Origin of the sequence: Pseudomonas syringae pv. coryli str. NCPPB 4273, assembly GCF_000972175.1 — a bacterium.
Taxonomy (GTDB): domain Bacteria; phylum Pseudomonadota; class Gammaproteobacteria; order Pseudomonadales; family Pseudomonadaceae; genus Aquipseudomonas; species Aquipseudomonas syringae.
Genome location: NZ_AWQP01000072.1, coordinates 22,347 through 39,046, shown reverse-complemented (window position 1 = coordinate 39,046; position 16,700 = coordinate 22,347). Strand labels below are relative to the sequence as shown.

Here is a 16,700-nt window from a genome sequence, read left to right as displayed (position 1 = left end):
GTCAGCCTTTTCCAGCGCTTTGCCGGGCGGCCAGCGCGGCACGCTCCAGCGCGTCGGCGAACACGCGGCGCTGCTGGTCGTCGAATTGCGCCAGAAACAGCTCGTCGACTGCCGTTTCGTAAACCTGCCACATCTGTTTGCGCAGGGTCCGGCCCTTGTCGGTGATCGCTGCCACGGCGCCTCGGCCATCGCTGTCGGACCTGTGGCGTGCCACCAGCCCTTCACTTTCGAGTCGGTCGACCAGACGAGTCAGGTTGTAGCGTTCAATGGCCATGACATCGGCCAGTTCATGCATGCGGCGCATGCCTTGCGGGCCGCTTTCAATGCCCCAGAGCGCGTCATACCACGCATAGGGCGGCAGCTCGGCCGCCGCCAGACGTCGTTCGATTTCGCGAATCAGACAGCGGTGTGCCCTGACGAATCTGAACCACGTATCCGGTTCGGCTGACGACATGATTCACCTTTGTCTGAAATTCTTGAGGGTTGCAATAGTAACCGAGCGCGGGATAAATTCCGGTATGTGATTGCAATTGCAATCAGATTTTTCAAGGCAGACGCCTGTCCGGCGTCCACTGCCGCATCACAGTAGGAGGCGACGATGGCACAGCAACCCCGGTTTCTTGACGAGGATCCGCAAGAAACCCGCGAATGGCTCGAATCGATTGAGTCGGTACTCAACACTGAAGGGCGCCCGCGCGCTCACTATCTGATCGATCAGTTGCTGGACTTCGACGTCGCCCAACATGGCGATTTCTACGGTCGGGTCACCACGCCTTACGTCAACACCATTCCCAGTGACCGCCAGCAGCCTTATCCGGGCGACCTTCAGGTTGAAAAACGCATCAACGCGTTCATCCGCTGGAACGCCCTGGTGATGGTGCTGCGTGCCGGCAAGCATTCCGGCGTGGGCGGCCATATCGCGTCCTACGCATCAGCTGCCGTGCTTTACGACGTCGGGTTCGACCACTTCTTCCGGGGACGTACCGAGCAGTTCGCCGGTGACCTTGTTTATATTCAGGGCCATTCTTCGCCAGGCATTTACGGCCGGGCGTATCTGGAAGGTCGTCTGAGCGAGGAGCAACTGGACAACTTCCGTCGCGAAACCGATCGTGACGGCATTTCTTCCTATCCGCACCCGCGCCTGATGCCGGACTTCTGGCAGTTCCCCACCGTCTCCATGGGGCTGGGGCCCATCACTGCGGCGTATCAGGCACGCTTCATGCGCTACCTGGAGAATCGCGGGCTCAAGGAGCATCAAGGACGCAAGGTCTGGGCGTTCCTGGGCGATGGCGAAATGGATCAGCCTGAGTCACAGGCAGCCATTGCTCTGGCCGGGCGCGAGAAACTCGACAACATCATTTTCGTCGTCAACTGCAACCTGCAACGCCTTGACGGGCCGGTACGCGGCAACAGCAAGGTCATCCAGGAGTTCGAAAGTCTGTATCGCGCCGCTGGCTGGAACGTGATCAAGGTCATTTGGGGCGGCGGCTGGGATGCGCTGCTCGAGAAGGACAAGAGCGGGCTGCTGCGTCAGCGCATGATGGAATGCGTGGACGGCGAGTACCAGAACTACAAATCCCAGAATGGCGCCTACGTTCGCGAGCATTTCTTCGGCAAATACCCGGAGCTGCTGGAACTGGTCAGCGACATGAGCGATGACGACATCTGGAAGCTCTCGCGTGGCGGCCACGATCCGGAAAAAGTCTACAACGCCTACGCTGCCGCGATGCGCCACAAGGGTGGGCCGACCGTGATCCTGGCCAAGACCGTCAAAGGTTTCGGCATGGGCGAGGCGGGTGAGGGGCAGAACATCAACCACCAGTTGAAGAAGCTCGGGGCAGAGGCGATCAAGGCCTTCCGCGACCGCTTCTCGCTGGACATCACCGATGACCAGCTGGGCGACATGCCTTACCTGAAACCGGCCGAAGGCAGTACCGAAGCGCTGTACCTCAAGGCTCGCCGGGCTCACCTGGGCGGTTACATTCCGGCCCGTTTCAGTGACGCCGCCACCCTGCAGATTCCGCCGCTCTCGGTGCTGGATACCCAGCTCAAGAACACCGGCGATCGCGGCATATCCACGACCATGGCCTTTGTGCGCATCCTCTCGACGCTGCTCAAGGATCCGAACATCGGCAAACTGATCGTGCCGATCGTGCCGGATGAGTCACGAACCTTCGGTATGGAAAATCTGTTCCGTCAGATCGGTATTCATTCCCACGTCGGTCAGTTGTACACGCCGCAGGATGCAGGGCAACTGAGCTACTACAAGGAAAGCACCGACGGGCAGATCATGCAGGAAGGGCTGAATGAGTCAGGTGCCATTTCTTCCTGGATCGCGGCCAGTACCTCCTACGCCAACCACGGTGTGATGACCGTGCCGTTCTATATCTTCTACTCGATGTTCGGCTTCCAGCGGGTGGGCGATCTTGCCTGGGCTGCGGGCGACGCCAGGGCGCGAGGCTTCCTGCTGGGCGCCACGTCAGGTCGAACCACACTGATGGGCGAGGGGCTGCAGCATGATGACGGGCACAGCCATGTCATGTCGTCGACGATACCTTGCTGCGTGTCTTACGACCCGACGTTTGCCTTCGAGCTGGCGGTGATCATTCAGGACGGCATGCGTCGTATGTTTGCCGAAAATGAGGACATCTATTACTACATCACCTTGCTCAACGAGAACTACCCGCACCCGGATCTGCCCGAAGGCGCCGAGGCCGGCATTCTCAAGGGCATGTACCCGTTGCAGGCCAGTGCATCGATCAATACCGGCAAGCACGTGCAGTTGATGGGCTGCGGGTCGATCCTTCTGGAAGTCATCGCGGCCGCCAGATTGCTCGAAGACGACTTTGGCGTGAGCAGCGAAATCTGGAGCGTCACCAGCCTGACCGAACTGCGTCGTGAAGGCCAGGATGCCGAGCGCTGGAACCTGCTGAATCCCGAGCAGGAGCCGCGTCTGAGTTACGTGGAAAGCTGTCTGGCAGACAGGGAAGGGCCGGTGATCGTGGCGACCGATTACATGAAAATCTTCGCCGACCAGATCCGTCCGTTTGTACCCATGCGCCGTTTCGTGGCACTGGGTACTGACGGCTTTGGCCAGTCCGATACGCGTGAATCACTGCGTCATTTTTTCGAGGTGGACCGTTACTTCGTGGCGGTGGCTGCGCTCAAGGCGCTGGCCGATGACGGCAAAGTCGAGCGCAAGGTGGTCGCGCAGGCCATCGAACGTTACAAGATCGACCCAGGCAAGCAGAACCCTGTGCTGGTCTGAGTCGCGCTGGTATCTGCTCTGAAACCGGCAAGGCGATCCGCCTTGCCGGTGAAGGGGCCAGTACAGACGAAGGGGAGTCTGACGGCTTGAACCGGTTTCACGCCGTCAGACGATCTTCCCGGAAGTCACGAATCGCCTGCTCGATCTCTTCCTTGGTGTTCATCACGAAGGGGCCGTATTGCACGATCGGCTCACGTAACGGCTTGCCTGCAATCAGTAACAGCCGCGCACCGGCGGCGCTGCTGATCTGCACTTCACCGCTGTCGGACAGGCGTGCCATTTGGCGCTTACCGATCGGCTGGGTGCTGCCTTCCAGCTCGACACTGCCTTCATAGACGTACAGCAGCACAAGGTGCCCTTCGGGTACGTGCGGGCTGATACGGCTGCCGGCAGGCATGTCAAAGTCAAAGTACAACGGCTCGGTGTCCGGGCGCTGTACCGCCCCGGCCTGGCGAACCTGGCCATCGTCGAAATGCCCGGCCAATACCACCACCTGCACATCGGCCTGGGTGGTGACACTCGGAACGTTTTCCGGCTGGATGTCCTGGTAGCTGGCATCGCTCAGCTTGTTCTTGCCCGGCAGGTTCAGCCACAGCTGAAAGCCGCGCATGGTGCCTTCTTCCTGTTCAGGCATTTCGCTGTGGATGATCCCGCGTGCCGCAGTCATCCACTGTACACCGCCGCCCTGCAGAAGGCCGACATTGCCCATATGGTCTTCATGACGCATACGGCCTTCAAGCATGTAGGTCACCGTTTCGAAGCCCCGGTGCGGGTGAGGTGGAAAGCCGGCGATGTAGTCATCCGGCTTGTCCGACCCGAACTCGTCCAGCATCAGAAAAGGGTCGAACTGCTCCACGCCACGCCCGCCAAAAACACGCGTGAGTTTGACGCCCGCGCCATCGGACGCTGGTTGACCCGTTTGAATGGACAGGACTTTACGAAATTGAGTCATGGGAGAGAGAGCACTCCTTATCAGGTGATACGAAGTGTCATGGTATACCTGTTTATTCGATAAATTTATTCGAATGGCAGGACAGAATTATCGTATTAATCGATGGTTGGCACGGTGTGGCGTATTGGCGCGGGTTGACTGGCCACCTGCCCGGAATGACCTCCGGAGCAGGCTTGGAGCCAGGGATGCTCAGTGCTTGCTGCCCTGTGTCGACATGCTCAGCAGCTGTTTCTCCTGATTCCAGTCGAACGGTTCTTCGTTCTGCTCGGCTTCGTAGCGGCGTTCTTCCAGCGCCTGATACAGCTCGATTTCATCATCCGGCATGAAGTGCAGGCAGTCTCCGGCGAAGAACCACAGCAGGTCGCGCGGTACCAGGTGCGCGATTTGCGGGTAGCGCTGGATGACCTGGCAGAGGATGTCCTGACCCAGGTATTGGCTTTCGATGGGATCCTGCGGCAGCAGCTCGACCAGTTCGTCGAAACGCTCCATGAACAGCGCGTGGCTTTCTTCCGGAACCTGCTCGGCCTCGCCCAGCGCGACCAGAATGCTGCGCAGGTGTGCCAGCAGGCCAAGTTGGTGATCGAGAGTGGCGTCGGCCATTGGGTAATCCTCAAATGCAAAAACAGGCGCGAGAGTATAAAGCTCTACGCGCCTGCTGTGTGGTGCGACCTGACTATCAGCGAATCTTGCCGGCTGCCAGGGTCAGCTCTTCCTTGTCGAAATCATCCACATCGATCACCTTGCGGCGGGCTGCCTCGGCGGTACGCAGGGTCTGCGCTTCGTCGGCCTGCAACACACCGATGCGCAGCGCGGCGTCGATGACAGGCTCGCCAGCGTCCGGCTTGACCTGACCACTCTTGATTGCCACTTGCAGCTTCTTGTGCAGCGGATACGCAGCGCTGAGCAGATCGATGGCCTGTTGCAGTGCGCCGACCGGGTCGTCTGCCGATTGCGGGCGATAGCAGCCTGCCAGCAACTCTTCCAGCGTCGGATCGCCTTTGGCGCGGCCCAGTACCTGGGCAACTTCGGCGTCCAGTCTGTCCGACGGTCCCTTGTGCCGGCGACCGAACGGGAACACTACGGCACGCAGCACCCCGCCCAGTATGCGGTTGGGGAAGTTGCTGAGGATTTCGTCCATCGCACGTTCCGAATGCCCCAGACTTTCTTCCATGGCCCAGCGGAACAAGGGGCTCATGTGGTCCGGCGATCCGAGGTCGTGATAACGCTTGAGCGCCGCCGAGGCCAGGTACATATGGCTGAGCACGTCACCCAGGCGGGCCGACAGGCGTTCGCGGCGTTTCAGTTCGCCACCCAGCAGCATCATGCTCAAGTCGGCGAGCATCGCGAACGCGGCTGCCTGGCGGTTAAGCGCGCGGAAGTAGCCCTGGCTGAGGCCGTTGCCCGGCGCTCTTTCGAAATGACCGAAGCCCAGGTTGAGGATGAAGGTGCTGGCGGCATTGCTCACCGCAAAACCGATGTGTTTGAGCAACAGGCTGTCAAACTCGATCAGCGCCTGCTGTTTGTCCTCACGCCCGGCCAAGGCCATTTCCTTGAGCACGAACGGATGGCAGCGAATCGCGCCCTGGCCGAAGATCATCAGGTTGCGCGAGAGGATGTTGGCGCCCTCGACGGTGATGAAGATCGGCGCGCCTTGCCAGTTGCGACCCAGGTAATTGTTCGGGCCCATGATGATGCCCTTGCCGCCATGCACGTCCATGGCGTGACCAATACACTCGCGGCCACGCTCTGTCAGGTGGTACTTGAGGATCGCCGAGAGCACCGATGGCTTCTCGCCCAGGTCGACTGCATTGGCCGTCAGCATGCGCGCACTGTCCATCAGCCAGGCGTTGCCGCCGATGCGCGCCAGTGCCTCCTGGATGCCTTCGAATGCGGAGATAGGCACGTTAAACTGCTCACGCACCTTCGCGTACTGGCCAGTGACCAGGCTGGTGTACTTGGCAGCGCCGGTGCCGACGGCCGGCAGCGAGATCGAACGACCCACCGACAGGCAGTTCATCAGCATCATCCAGCCCTTGCCCAGCATCGGTTGACCACCTATCAGGTAGCTCAGCGGGATGAACACGTCCTTGCCCGAGTTGGGGCCGTTCATGAACGCCGCGCCCAGAGGCAGGTGACGGCGGCCGATTTCCACGCCGGGCGTCTCGGTGGGAATCAGCGCCAGGCTGATGCCCAGATCTTCTTTTTCGCCGAGCAGGTGCTCAGGGTCGTGGGCCTTGAAAGCCAGACCGAGCAGGGTCGCGACCGGGCCGAGGGTGATGTAGCGTTTTTCCCAGGTCAGGCGCAGGCCGATGACTTCTTCACCCTGCCACTGACCTTTGCAGATGATCCCGGTGTCGGTCATCGCACCTGCATCGGAACCGGCCAGCGGACCGGTCAGCGCAAAGCAGGGAATGTCTTCACCGCGTGCCAGACGTGGCAGGTAATGATTGCGTTGCTCGTCGGTGCCGTAATGCAGCAGCAATTCAGCCGGGCCGAGGGAGTTGGGCACCATCACTGTGGACGCCAGGTCGCCGCTGCGGGTGGCCAGCTTCATGGCCACCTGAGAGTGGGCGTAGGCGGAGAAGCCCTTGCCACCGAATTCCTTGGGGATGATCAGCGCGAAGAAACCGTGCGCTTTCATGTGCGCCCAGGCTTCAGGCGGCAGGTCCATGGCTTGGCCGATTTCCCAGTCGCTGACCATCGCGCAGAGTTCTTCGGTCGGACCGTCGATAAAGGCTTGTTCCTCTTCGGTCAGCTGGACTTTCGGGTAGGCCAGCAGCTTGTCCCAGTCCGGGCGACCGCTGAACAGCTCGCCATCCCACCAGACCGTGCCGGCATCGATCGCATCACGCTCGGTTTGCGACATCGGCGGCAGGACTTTTTGAAACCAGCTGAACATCGGCGCAGTGAAGTGTTTGCGGCGCAGATCGGGCAGCATTATCGGTATGAACACTGCCAGCCAGAGCAACCAGAACACTGTCAGCAGCCATCCTGGCGCGTGACTGAAAATGCCCATGGCCAGCAGGTAGACAGCTACCACGCCAAGCGCCGGGAGCGGGGCGGTTCGCCGATGAGCCAGCCAGGCAATGCCGACGACCAGCACAACAATCCACAACAACAGCATAAGTATTCCTCCGTGATGACCGCCGCCGTGGCAGCGATCAAGAACTGGTCGCCAGGCAGTGGTGGGGCGACATCGATAGTGACCCCTGGTTGACGAGTAAGTTGCCGCCGCTTCGGGGTAGACTGTGAGCCTTTATTTATCAGCGACTGCGAGGGGAACGCAATGCTCAAGATCTGGGGGCGGAAGAATTCCAGCAATGTGCGCAAGGCACTCTGGATTGCCGAGGAAGTGGGCGTGCCCTACGAGACGCAGGACGCCGGTGGTGCATTCGGCCTGGTCAACGAAGCGGCCTATCGCGCGAAAAACCCCAACGGCCGGATTCCGATGATCGAAGACGGCGACTTCGTGATGTGGGAGTCCAACGCCATCGTGCGCTATCTGGCCGCCCGCCATGCCCCCGATTCTGATTTATACCCCGCAGACCTGCAGGCCCGCGCCAACGCAGACAAATGGATGGACTGGACCACCTCGACCATCGCCGCGCCGTTTAGCCCGGTGTTCTGGGGCGTGGTGCGCACGCCGGCCGACAAGCAGGACTGGCCGGCCATCGAGCAAGGCATCAAGACGCTGCACAGCCTGCTGCTGGTGGCCGACGAGGCGCTGTCGCGACAGCCCTATCTGTCTGGCGATGCGTTCGGCATGGGCGATATTCCCTTGGGATGCTTTGCCTACGGCTGGTTTGAAATGCCGATTGAACGTCCGCCGCTGCCTCACCTCCAAGCCTGGTATGAGCGTCTCAAGACGCGCCCGGCTTATCGCAAGGCGGTCATGACCCCCCTGACCTGAGCATGTGAAGTGAGCAAGTGAAAGGGCTGATCGGGTGCATGTCCGGCGCTCGATATTTACTATTAACAGATGTGTCTGTACTTGAACGGCGCAGCCGAGCACCATTGCGCGGCTGGGTCGTCACGGCAGGCGGCTGGTGACAGTCATCTTCAATTCCTTTTTCTGATGAGTACCTTTCCCGATATGTCTTCCGCTCTGTCCATTCGGCAGTTAACCAAAACCTACGGCAACGGTTTCCAGGCCTTGAATGGCATCGATCTGGACGTCGCCGAAGGTGATTTCTTCGCTTTGCTGGGCCCCAACGGCGCTGGCAAATCCACCACCATCGGCATCATCTCGACACTGGTCAACAAGACCAGCGGTACGGTGAACATCTTTGGCCACGACCTGGATCGCGAGCCCGCTGCGCTCAAGCGTTGCATCGGTGTCGTGCCGCAGGAGTTCAACTTCAACCAGTTCGAGAAGACCCTGGACATCGTCGTCACTCAGGCGGGCTACTACGGCATCCCGGCGAAAATCGCCAAGGAGCGCGCCGAGCAGTACCTGACGCAACTGGGACTGTGGGAAAAGCGCGATGTGCCTTCACGTTCGCTGTCCGGCGGCATGAAGCGGCGTCTGATGATCGCCCGTGCGCTGATTCACGAGCCGCGCCTGCTGATCCTCGACGAACCCACCGCAGGCGTGGACATCGAGTTGCGCCGTTCGATGTGGACCTTTCTGACCGAGCTGAACAGCAAAGGCATCACCATCATCCTCACCACGCACTACCTGGAAGAAGCCGAACAGCTGTGCCGCAACATCGGCATCATCGACCACGGGGTGATCGTGCAGAACACCGGCATGAAGCAACTGCTCAGCACGTTGACCGTCGAGACGTTCGTGCTCGATCTCAAGGCGTCCTGGCAGACCGCGCCACAATTGCCCGGTTTCCCTTGCCGCCTGCTCGACAGTCACACGCTGGAAGTGCAGGTCGACAAGAACGTCGGCATCACTGCGTTGTTCAGCCAGTTGGCCTTCCAGAACATCGAAGTCTTGAGCCTGCGTAACAAATCCAATCGCCTTGAGGAGTTGTTTGTGTCCCTGGTGGAAAAAAACCTCGCGAAGGTGGCGGTATGACCGTACCCAACGGCGAGTTGCGCCCCAACCTGATTGCCCTGAAAACCATCGTCTACCGTGAAGTGCACCGCTTCATGCGGATCTGGCCGCAGACCCTGCTGCCGCCAGCCATCACCATGGTTCTGTACTTCGTCATCTTCGGTAACCTCATCGGTCGCCAGATCGGTGACATGGGCGGCTTTACCTACATGCAGTACATCGTGCCGGGCCTGATCATGATGTCGGTGATCACCAACTCCTACGGCAACGTGGTATCGAGCTTCTTCGGTGCCAAGTTTCAGCACTCCATCGAAGAGCTGATGGTGTCGCCAGTCTCGCCGCACACCATTCTGGTCGGCTACACCCTGGGCGGTGTGTTGCGTGGGCTGATGGTCGGTTTCATCGTCACCATGCTGTCGATGTTTTTCACCGACCTGCAAGTGCACCACTTGGGCGTGACCATCATCGTGGTCGTGCTGACGGCGACGATCTTCTCGTTGCTGGGTTTCATCAACGCAGTGTTTGCGCGTAACTTCGACGATATCTCGATCATCCCGACGTTCGTGCTGACCCCGCTGACCTACCTGGGCGGCGTGTTCTACTCGATCAACCTGTTGCCGCCGTTCTGGCAGACCGTGTCGCTGGCCAACCCGGTCCTGCACATGGTCAATGCCTTCCGTTACGGCATTCTGGGCGTCTCCGACATCAAGATCAGCATCGCCCTGGCGTTCATGATCGTAGCGACCTTCGTGCTGTATATCGGCTGCGCCAGGTTGCTGGTGAGCGGTCGCGGTATGCGTCAGTAACACATTGGCTTCGACCCGCCAGGCTGGCGGGTCGAGCGTTGGCCGGGACCGGCCGTTCAGATTCTGCAACACACCACCTCTTCCGACATTTCCCCAGTGCGCTGATTCTTGAGGCTTTCCGCTGCAAGGAACCGTCATGCGCACAGGGATGATCGCGCTCGCGCTCGGGCTGCTTGCCCTGCGTTTTCTACCGGCGCTGCCGCCGACCTGGCTATTGCTGCTGATGCCGATACTGGCGTTGATGCTGCTGCCGTTTCGCACCTATCCACTGGCGCTGTTCCTGCTCGGCTTCACGTGGGCGTGCGTGTCGGCGCAGTGGGCGCTGAGTGACCGGTTGGCGCCGCGTATCGATGGTCAGACGCTGTGGGTACAGGGCAAGGTGGTCGGTTTGCCGAGTGTCGCCGAAGGTGTGGTGCGTTTCGAGCTGGAAGGCGCCTGGTCACGACGTGCCAAACTGCCCGCGCGAATCCGGGTGGCCTGGTACGGCGGCCAGCCCGTGAACAGCGGGGAGCGCTGGCGCATGGCGGTCAAACTCAAGCGACCGTCCGGGCTGGTCAATCCGGATGCTTTCGACTATGAGGCCTGGCTGCTGGCGCAGCGCATCGGTGCGACCGGCACGGTGGTGGATGGTGAGCTATTGGCACCCGCGCGTGCCGCCTGGCGCGATGCCCTTCGTCAGCGCCTGCTGGCGGTCGATGCGCAGGGCCGGGAGGGCGGTCTGGCAGCGCTGGTGCTGGGCGATGGCTCAGGGCTATCGAGCACCGACTGGCAGGTGTTGCAGGATACCGGCACTGTGCATCTGCTGGTCATTTCCGGCCAGCACATCGGTTTGCTGGCCGGGGTGATTTACGCTTTGGTCGCAGGCTTGGCGCGCTGGGGGCTGTGGCCACGCTTTTTGCCCTGGCTGCCGTGGGCGTGTGCGCTGGCGTTCAGCGCTGCACTGGGCTACGGACTGCTGGCCGGTTTCGAGGTGCCAGTCCGGCGCGCCTGTGTGATGGTCGCGATGGTACTTCTGTGGCGCTTGCGTTTTCGCCATCTGGGCGTGGTCTGGCCCTTGTTGCTGTCCTTCAACGCGGTGCTGATCTTCGAGCCGCTGGTGACGCTGCAGCCGGGTTTCTGGCTGTCCTTCGCGGCGGTCGGCATTCTGATCCTGATTTTCAGTGGGCGTCTCGGCGCCTGGCGCTGGTGGCAAAGCTGGACACGGGCGCAATGGCTGATCGCCGTTGGCTTGTTGCCGATCTTGCTGGCGCTGAACTTGCCGATCAGCCTCAGTGGGCCGTTTGCCAACCTGCTTGCCGTGCCTTGGGTCAGCGTGATCGTCCTGCCTCCGGCATTGCTCGGAACGCTGTTGCTGCCGGTCCCTGTGGTCGGGGAAGGTCTGCTGTGGCTGGCGGGCGGGACGCTGCAGTGGTTGTTCGTGTTCCTCGACGCGGTGGCTGCCGCATTGCCGGCCTGGTTGCCCAGTGCGGTGCCAATCTGGGCATGGTGGTTGAGTTTGCTCGGGGCGTTACTCTTGTTGCTGCCCAAGGGCGTGCCCATGCGTCCGCTGGGCTGGCCGTTGCTGTTGCTGTGCGTTTTTCCGCCGCTCGAATCAGTGCCTGAAGGCCAGGTAGAAGTGTTGCAACTGGATGTGGGGCAGGGCCTGGCGATTCTCCTGCGCACTCGCAATCACACCCTCCTGTATGACGCAGGTCCGCGTTTCGGTGAGTTCGATATCGGTCAGCGCGTGGTCGTGCCCGCCATGCGCAAGGCAGGCGTCCGCCATCTTGACCTGATGTTGATCAGCCATTCCGACGCAGACCATGCCGGCGGTGCGGCGGCGGTTCATCAGGCCTTTTCGGTGAGCCGGGTGCTGGGTGGCGAGCTGGCCAGACTCGCCCCGCAACTCGACGCCCGATTGTGCGAGAGCGGTGCGCGCTGGGAGTGGGATGGCGTGGTGTTTTCCACGTGGCGCTGGGAGCAGGGGCCTGACGGCAACCCCGCCTCCTGCATCCTCAGCGTTGACGCCAGGGGCGAGCGTCTGCTGCTGGCGGGCGATATCGACGTGAGCGCCGAGCGCGCGGCAATCGACAGCGGGTTCGACCTGCGTGCCCACTGGTTGCAGTCGCCGCATCACGGCAGCCGGACCTCATCGTCCAAAGCGTTTCTTCGCGCCGTCGCACCGGTCGGCGTGCTGATTTCCCGTGGTCGCAACAATGCGTTCGGTCACCCACACCCGTTGGTCATGGCGCGCTATCGAGGCTTGGGCATCGCCAGTTACGACAGTGCCGAGCTGGGCGCTGTGCGTCTGCAACTGGGTACGTTCGGAGCGCCGCAGGCCGAGCGTGCGCAACGGCGCTTCTGGCGTGATTGAGTGAATGGATATCGATCTCGGCGTTCGGCACTTGGCGACCCTATGGTAGAGTGGCGCCAATTTTTCGAGGGAGTGATCACTGTGTGGGAACTGGTCAAATCTGGCGGCTGGATGATGCTGCCGATTATTCTGAGCTCCATCGCCGCCGCCGGCATCATCATCGAGCGCCTGTGGACGTTGCGTGCCAGCCGTATCACGCCACCGCACCTGCTCGGGCAGGTCTGGCAGTGGATTCAGGAAAAGAAGCTGGACGGCGAAAAACTCAAGCAGCTGCGCGCTGACTCGCCGCTGGGCGAAATCCTTGCCGCAGGTCTGGCCAATTCCAGGCATGGTCGCGAGATCATGAAGGAGTGCATCGAAGAAGCCGCTGCCCGGGTCATTCATGAGCTGGAGCGCTACCTCAGCGCACTGGGGTCGATCGCTGCCATGGCGCCGCTGCTTGGTTTGCTGGGCACCGTGCTGGGCATGATCGATATCTTCGGCTCGTTCAACAGTTCCGGGGCCACCGCCAACGCCGGCGTGCTGGCAGGTGGTATTTCCAAGGCGCTGATCTGTACGGCGTCGGGTCTTATCGTCGCGATCCCGGCGATTTTCTTTCATCGCTTCCTGCAGAGCCGCGTCGATGAGTTGGTGGTCGGCATGGAACAACAGGCCATTCGTCTGGTTGAAGTGGTGCAGGGCGACCGCGATGTCGATCTGATCGACGCCAAGATCGATCTCAAGTCGCTGGCCAGAGCGGGCGGGGGCAAGAAGAAGTGAAATTTCGCCGTCGCAGACCCCGGGAAAACATCGACATCAATCTGGTCTCTCTGATTGACGTGGTGTTCATCCTGCTGCTGTTCTTCATTGTGACGACCACCTTCACTCGCGAAACCCAGTTGCGGGTGGATCTGCCACAGGCCGTTACCGGAACGCCGGACGTGGATGCCAGCGCCAAACAGCTGGACATTGCCATCAACGCCGACGGGATTTTCTCGCTGAACAATCAGTTGTTGCCGAAAAACGACCTGGCGACGCTGATCGAGGCGCTGCAGCGCGAGTCGGGGGGCGATACCAGCCTGCCGCTGTCGATCAGCGCCGACGGCAAGACCCCGCACCAGTCGGTCATCACGGCCATGGATGCGGCGGGCAAGCTGGGCTTCAGTCATTTGCGCATGACCACCGTCGAGGCCACACCGGCTAACTGATGGCATTCACTGACCGTTTGCTCGATGCCTGGTACAAGGGCCACCCTGCGCTGACGCTGTTGCGCCCGCTCGAAGGCCTTTACCGGCGTGTCGTAGAGCGCAAACGGGCTCGGTTTCTGGCGGGCGAGGGTGATATCTATCGCGCACCGGTGCCGGTCATCGTGGTGGGTAATATCACCGTCGGTGGCACTGGCAAGACGCCGTTGATTCTCTGGATGATCGAGCACTGCCGCCGTCGTGGCCTGCGTGTCGGTGTGGTCAGCCGCGGTTACGGCGCCAAGCCGCCAAGCCTGCCGTGGCGCGTCCTTCCTGAACAAAGTGCCAGCGAGGCGGGGGATGAGCCCCTGCTCATCGTGCAGCGCTGCGGCGTGCCGCTGATGATCGATCCGGATCGCAGTCGCGCCGTACAGGCCTTGCTCGCTGCCGAACCGCTGGATGTGATTCTTTCCGACGACGGCTTGCAGCATTACCGTCTTGCCCGCGACCTGGAACTGGTGCTGATCGATGCCGCTCGTGGTCTGGGCAATCGCCGTTGTCTGCCGGCCGGGCCATTGCGCGAACCGGTCGAGCGGCTGAGCAGTGTCGACGCCTTACTTTATAACGGCGCGACGGCTGACAGGGACGATGGCTACGCCTTCAGGCTCAAGCCTTCGGCACTGATCAATCTGCGCAGTGGCGAACGTCAGCCGGTGGATTATTTTCCGGCCGGGCAGGCGCTGCATGCGGTCGCCGGAATCGGCAATCCCCAACGTTTCTTCAATACCCTCGAAGGATTACACTGGCGGCCGGTGACTCACGCATTCGCCGACCATGCTGTCTACAGTGCCGAGGCGCTGACATTTACCCCCGCGCTGCCCTTGGTCATGACCGAGAAGGATGCGGTTAAATGTCGTGCCTTTGCCGCTGATGACTGGTGGTATCTGGCAGTGGATGCAGTACCTTCCGATACCTTTGTCGGTTGGTTCGACCAGCAACTGCTACGTCTCTCTCCATGATTGCTTCAGGATCTCCTATGGACACCAAACTACTCGATATCCTCGCTTGCCCCGTCTGCAAGGGACCATTGAAGCTCAGCGCCGACAAGACCGAGCTGATCAGCAAGGGCGCAGGTCTTGCCTATCCGGTGCGCGACGGCATCCCGGTGATGCTCGAAAGCGAAGCTCGCACCCTGAGCACCGACGAGCGGCTGGAAAAATGACCGCAGCGTTTACCGTTGTCATTCCCGCGCGCTATGGCTCCAGCCGCTTTCCGGGCAAGCCGCTGAAAACCATTGCCGGCAAACCCATGGTTCAACTGGTCTGGGAGCAGGCGTGCAAGAGCAGCGCCGAACGCGTGGTGATTGCCACTGACGATGCACGCATTGTCGAAGCCTGTCAGGCTTTTGGTGCCGAAGTGCTGCTGACGCGCGACGATCACAACTCCGGGACCGATCGTCTGGCCGAAGTGGCCGCGCAATTGGGTCTTGCGGCTGACGCGATTGTCGTCAATGTGCAGGGCGACGAGCCGATGATCCCGCCTGCGGTGATCGATCAGGTGGCGTCCAATCTGGCCGCCCATCCCGAAGCCGGCATGTCTACGCTGGCCGAGCCTATCGACGACGTGGCCGCGTTGTTCAACCCCAACATCGTCAAGGTGGCTACGGACATCAACGGCCTGGCGCTGACGTTCAGCCGGGCTCCCTTGCCGTGGGCGCGCGATGCGCTCGCAGCAAACCGCGACCAGTTGCCTGCCGGCGTGCCTTATCGTCGGCACATCGGTATCTACGCCTACCGTGCGGGCTTCCTGCATGACTTCGTCAGCTGGGGGCCGTGCTGGCTGGAAAACACCGAAAGCCTGGAACAATTGCGTGCGCTGTGGAATGGCGTGCGGATTCACGTTGCCGACGCGCTCGAAGCGCCACCCGGTGGCGTCGATACGCCTGAAGACCTGGAGCGCGTCAGGCGCTTGCTGGAGGGTTGATGCGCTTGGTCCAGTGGTTCGGGAAGGCGAGGGTATGACCTTGCAGGTGCAGTCCGCGATTTCCCTCAAGCCGTTCAATACGTTCGGTGTGGATGTGCAAGCCCGGTTATTTGCCGAAGCGCATAGCGATGATGACGTTCGCGAGGCGCTGGCCTATTCGGCCGAGCACGATGTGCCACTGCTGGTGATTGGCGGTGGCAGCAACCTGCTGCTCAGCGCTGACGTGCAGTCACTGGTGGTGCGCATGGCCAGCCGCGGCATTCGCATCGTGCACGAGGACTGTCTCGAGTCGATTGTCGAGGCCGAGGCCGGCGAGCCCTGGCATCCGTTCGTGCAGTCCTGTCTGGAGCTGGGGCTGGCGGGGCTGGAAAACCTCAGTCTGATCCCAGGCACCGTTGGCGCGGCGCCCATGCAGAACATCGGCGCTTATGGCGTCGAGATCAAGGATGTCTTCCATAGCCTGACTGCGCTGGATCGTGAAACCGGCGAATTGCGCGAGTTTTCTCTGCCGGACTGTGCGTTCGGCTACCGCGACAGCGTGTTCAAGCATCAGGTCGCGCGCTGGTTGATCCTGCGTGTGCGTTTCAAGCTCAGTCGCGTAGCTCGCCTGCACCTCGAATATGGCCCGGTTCGTCAGCGTCTTGACGAACAGGGTATCGATCAGCCGACGCCGTTCGATGTCAGCCGTGCGATCTGCGCCATTCGCAGTGAAAAGCTGCCTGACCCCGCGGTGCTGGGCAATGCCGGCAGTTTCTTCAAAAACCCGATCATCGCTGCCGAACTGTACGCAACGATCAAGCAGCGGCACCCAGGCGTGGTCGGCTACCCGCAGGACGATGGCCGGGTGAAGCTGGCGGCCGGGTGGCTGATCGAGCAGGCGGGTTGGAAGGGGTATCGCGATGGTGATGCTGGCGTGCACAAGCTCCAGTCGCTGGTGCTGGTCAACTATGGGCAGGCCAGCGGCTTGCAGTTGCTAAGTCTGGCGCGCCGTATCCAGACCGACATCGCCGAACGTTTTGGTGTCGAGCTGGAGATGGAGCCGAACCTCTACTGATAGCCTGGAGAGGGTCTCTTGTGGGTGGCTCGCTCGCGAAGAGATCAGATCAAGCGCCGCGTATTGAAGATGAACGCGGTGCAATCCTCAATCAACGGACATGAAAAAGCCCCGCC

At 61.2% G+C, this 16,700-nt stretch carries 15 protein-coding genes; 11 read left to right on the top strand and 4 right to left on the bottom strand.

Annotated elements, in window-relative coordinates; genetic code table 11:
- Window position 1 precedes the first annotated feature (1 nt).
- Window positions 2-454, bottom strand: coding sequence for a MarR family winged helix-turn-helix transcriptional regulator (locus P406_RS24920; protein ID WP_003409572.1), 453 nt, complete (start codon window positions 452-454; stop codon window positions 2-4).
- A 144-nt stretch (window positions 455-598) separates the two neighbouring features.
- Between P406_RS24920 and aceE the strand changes: the two genes are divergently transcribed.
- Window positions 599-3,268, top strand: coding sequence for a pyruvate dehydrogenase (acetyl-transferring), homodimeric type (gene aceE, locus P406_RS24915; protein WP_046237668.1), 2,670 nt, complete (start codon window positions 599-601; stop codon window positions 3,266-3,268).
- A gap of 97 nt (window positions 3,269-3,365) precedes the next feature.
- On the opposite strand, the gene P406_RS24910 is transcribed toward aceE, so the two are convergent.
- From P406_RS24910 to P406_RS24900, 3 genes are all read right to left on the bottom strand, one after another.
- Window positions 3,366-4,220, bottom strand: coding sequence for a pirin family protein (locus P406_RS24910; RefSeq protein ID WP_046237667.1), 855 nt, complete (start codon window positions 4,218-4,220; stop codon window positions 3,366-3,368).
- Between the two features lie 189 nt (window positions 4,221-4,409).
- The gene (locus tag P406_RS24905) at window positions 4,410-4,820 is read right to left on the bottom strand and encodes a PA2817 family protein (RefSeq protein WP_003317460.1); all 411 of its coding nucleotides are present in this window, start codon (window positions 4,818-4,820) and stop codon (window positions 4,410-4,412) included.
- Between the two features lie 76 nt (window positions 4,821-4,896).
- Window positions 4,897-7,344 (bottom strand): acyl-CoA dehydrogenase, encoded by a 2,448-nt coding sequence (locus P406_RS24900; protein WP_046237666.1) that lies wholly within the window; start codon window positions 7,342-7,344, stop codon window positions 4,897-4,899.
- 162 nt (window positions 7,345-7,506) lie between these two features.
- Here P406_RS24900 and P406_RS24895 point away from each other — a divergent pair, with 162 nt between their 5' ends.
- The 10 genes from P406_RS24895 to murB all read left to right on the top strand — a co-directional run bounded on the left by P406_RS24895 (window position 7,507) and on the right by murB (window position 16,584).
- Window positions 7,507-8,130: a glutathione S-transferase gene (locus tag P406_RS24895; RefSeq protein WP_046237665.1), complete on the top strand. Its 624-nt coding sequence runs from the start codon at window positions 7,507-7,509 to the stop codon at window positions 8,128-8,130.
- A gap of 183 nt (window positions 8,131-8,313) precedes the next feature.
- Entirely contained in the window at window positions 8,314-9,246 is a 933-nt protein-coding gene (locus tag P406_RS24890) for an ABC transporter ATP-binding protein (protein WP_003317464.1), read from the top strand.
- Window positions 9,243-10,031 carry an ABC transporter permease gene (locus tag P406_RS24885; protein ID WP_003421319.1) on the top strand — a complete coding sequence of 263 codons (789 nt, stop codon included), beginning with the start codon at window positions 9,243-9,245 and terminating at the stop codon, window positions 10,029-10,031. Before P406_RS24890 ends, P406_RS24885 begins: the two co-directional genes overlap by 4 nt.
- A 136-nt stretch (window positions 10,032-10,167) precedes the next feature.
- Window positions 10,168-12,384, top strand: coding sequence for a DNA internalization-related competence protein ComEC/Rec2 (locus P406_RS24880; protein ID WP_046237664.1), 2,217 nt, complete (start codon window positions 10,168-10,170; stop codon window positions 12,382-12,384).
- 81 nt (window positions 12,385-12,465) lie between these two features.
- Window positions 12,466-13,143, top strand: coding sequence for a flagellar polar localization protein PocA (gene pocA / locus P406_RS24875; RefSeq protein WP_002552676.1), 678 nt, complete (start codon window positions 12,466-12,468; stop codon window positions 13,141-13,143).
- On the top strand, window positions 13,140-13,571 hold the full coding sequence (gene pocB / locus P406_RS24870; protein WP_003317468.1) for a flagellar polar localization protein PocB: 432 nt from the start codon (window positions 13,140-13,142) through the stop codon (window positions 13,569-13,571). Before pocA ends, pocB begins: the two co-directional genes overlap by 4 nt.
- Window positions 13,571-14,566, top strand: coding sequence for a tetraacyldisaccharide 4'-kinase (gene lpxK / locus P406_RS24865; protein WP_046237663.1), 996 nt, complete (start codon window positions 13,571-13,573; stop codon window positions 14,564-14,566). The genes pocB and lpxK overlap by 1 nt, the downstream gene beginning before the upstream one ends.
- Before the next feature lie 17 nt (window positions 14,567-14,583).
- Window positions 14,584-14,769, top strand: coding sequence for a Trm112 family protein (locus tag P406_RS24860; protein ID WP_002552679.1), 186 nt, complete (start codon window positions 14,584-14,586; stop codon window positions 14,767-14,769).
- Window positions 14,766-15,530, top strand: a complete 765-nt coding sequence (gene kdsB, locus P406_RS24855; RefSeq protein ID WP_003317470.1) for a 3-deoxy-manno-octulosonate cytidylyltransferase — start codon at window positions 14,766-14,768, stop codon at window positions 15,528-15,530. The genes P406_RS24860 and kdsB overlap by 4 nt, the downstream gene beginning before the upstream one ends.
- Window positions 15,531-15,564: 34 nt before the next feature.
- On the top strand, window positions 15,565-16,584 hold the full coding sequence (gene murB / locus P406_RS24850; RefSeq protein WP_046237662.1) for a UDP-N-acetylmuramate dehydrogenase: 1,020 nt from the start codon (window positions 15,565-15,567) through the stop codon (window positions 16,582-16,584).
- The last annotated feature ends 116 nt before the right edge of the window (window positions 16,585-16,700 follow it).

What these genes read in the sequence shown, in the direction of transcription:
- P406_RS24920 (WP_003409572.1), bottom strand. Translation starts at nt 454, where the DNA reads ATGTCGTCAGCCGAACCGGATACGTGGTTCAGATTCGTCAGGGCACAC.
- aceE (WP_046237668.1), top strand. Translation starts at nt 599, where the DNA reads ATGGCACAGCAACCCCGGTTTCTTGACGAGGATCCGCAAGAAACCCGC.
- P406_RS24910 (WP_046237667.1), bottom strand. Translation starts at nt 4,220, where the DNA reads ATGACTCAATTTCGTAAAGTCCTGTCCATTCAAACGGGTCAACCAGCG.
- P406_RS24905 (WP_003317460.1), bottom strand. Translation starts at nt 4,820, where the DNA reads ATGGCCGACGCCACTCTCGATCACCAACTTGGCCTGCTGGCACACCTG.
- P406_RS24900 (WP_046237666.1), bottom strand. Translation starts at nt 7,344, where the DNA reads ATGCTGTTGTTGTGGATTGTTGTGCTGGTCGTCGGCATTGCCTGGCTG.
- P406_RS24895 (WP_046237665.1), top strand. Translation starts at nt 7,507, where the DNA reads ATGCTCAAGATCTGGGGGCGGAAGAATTCCAGCAATGTGCGCAAGGCA.
- P406_RS24890 (WP_003317464.1), top strand. Translation starts at nt 8,314, where the DNA reads ATGTCTTCCGCTCTGTCCATTCGGCAGTTAACCAAAACCTACGGCAAC.
- P406_RS24885 (WP_003421319.1), top strand. Translation starts at nt 9,243, where the DNA reads ATGACCGTACCCAACGGCGAGTTGCGCCCCAACCTGATTGCCCTGAAA.
- P406_RS24880 (WP_046237664.1), top strand. Translation starts at nt 10,168, where the DNA reads ATGCGCACAGGGATGATCGCGCTCGCGCTCGGGCTGCTTGCCCTGCGT.
- lpxK (WP_046237663.1), top strand. Translation starts at nt 13,571, where the DNA reads ATGGCATTCACTGACCGTTTGCTCGATGCCTGGTACAAGGGCCACCCT.
- P406_RS24860 (WP_002552679.1), top strand. Translation starts at nt 14,584, where the DNA reads ATGGACACCAAACTACTCGATATCCTCGCTTGCCCCGTCTGCAAGGGA.
- kdsB (WP_003317470.1), top strand. Translation starts at nt 14,766, where the DNA reads ATGACCGCAGCGTTTACCGTTGTCATTCCCGCGCGCTATGGCTCCAGC.
- murB (WP_046237662.1), top strand. Translation starts at nt 15,565, where the DNA reads ATGACCTTGCAGGTGCAGTCCGCGATTTCCCTCAAGCCGTTCAATACG.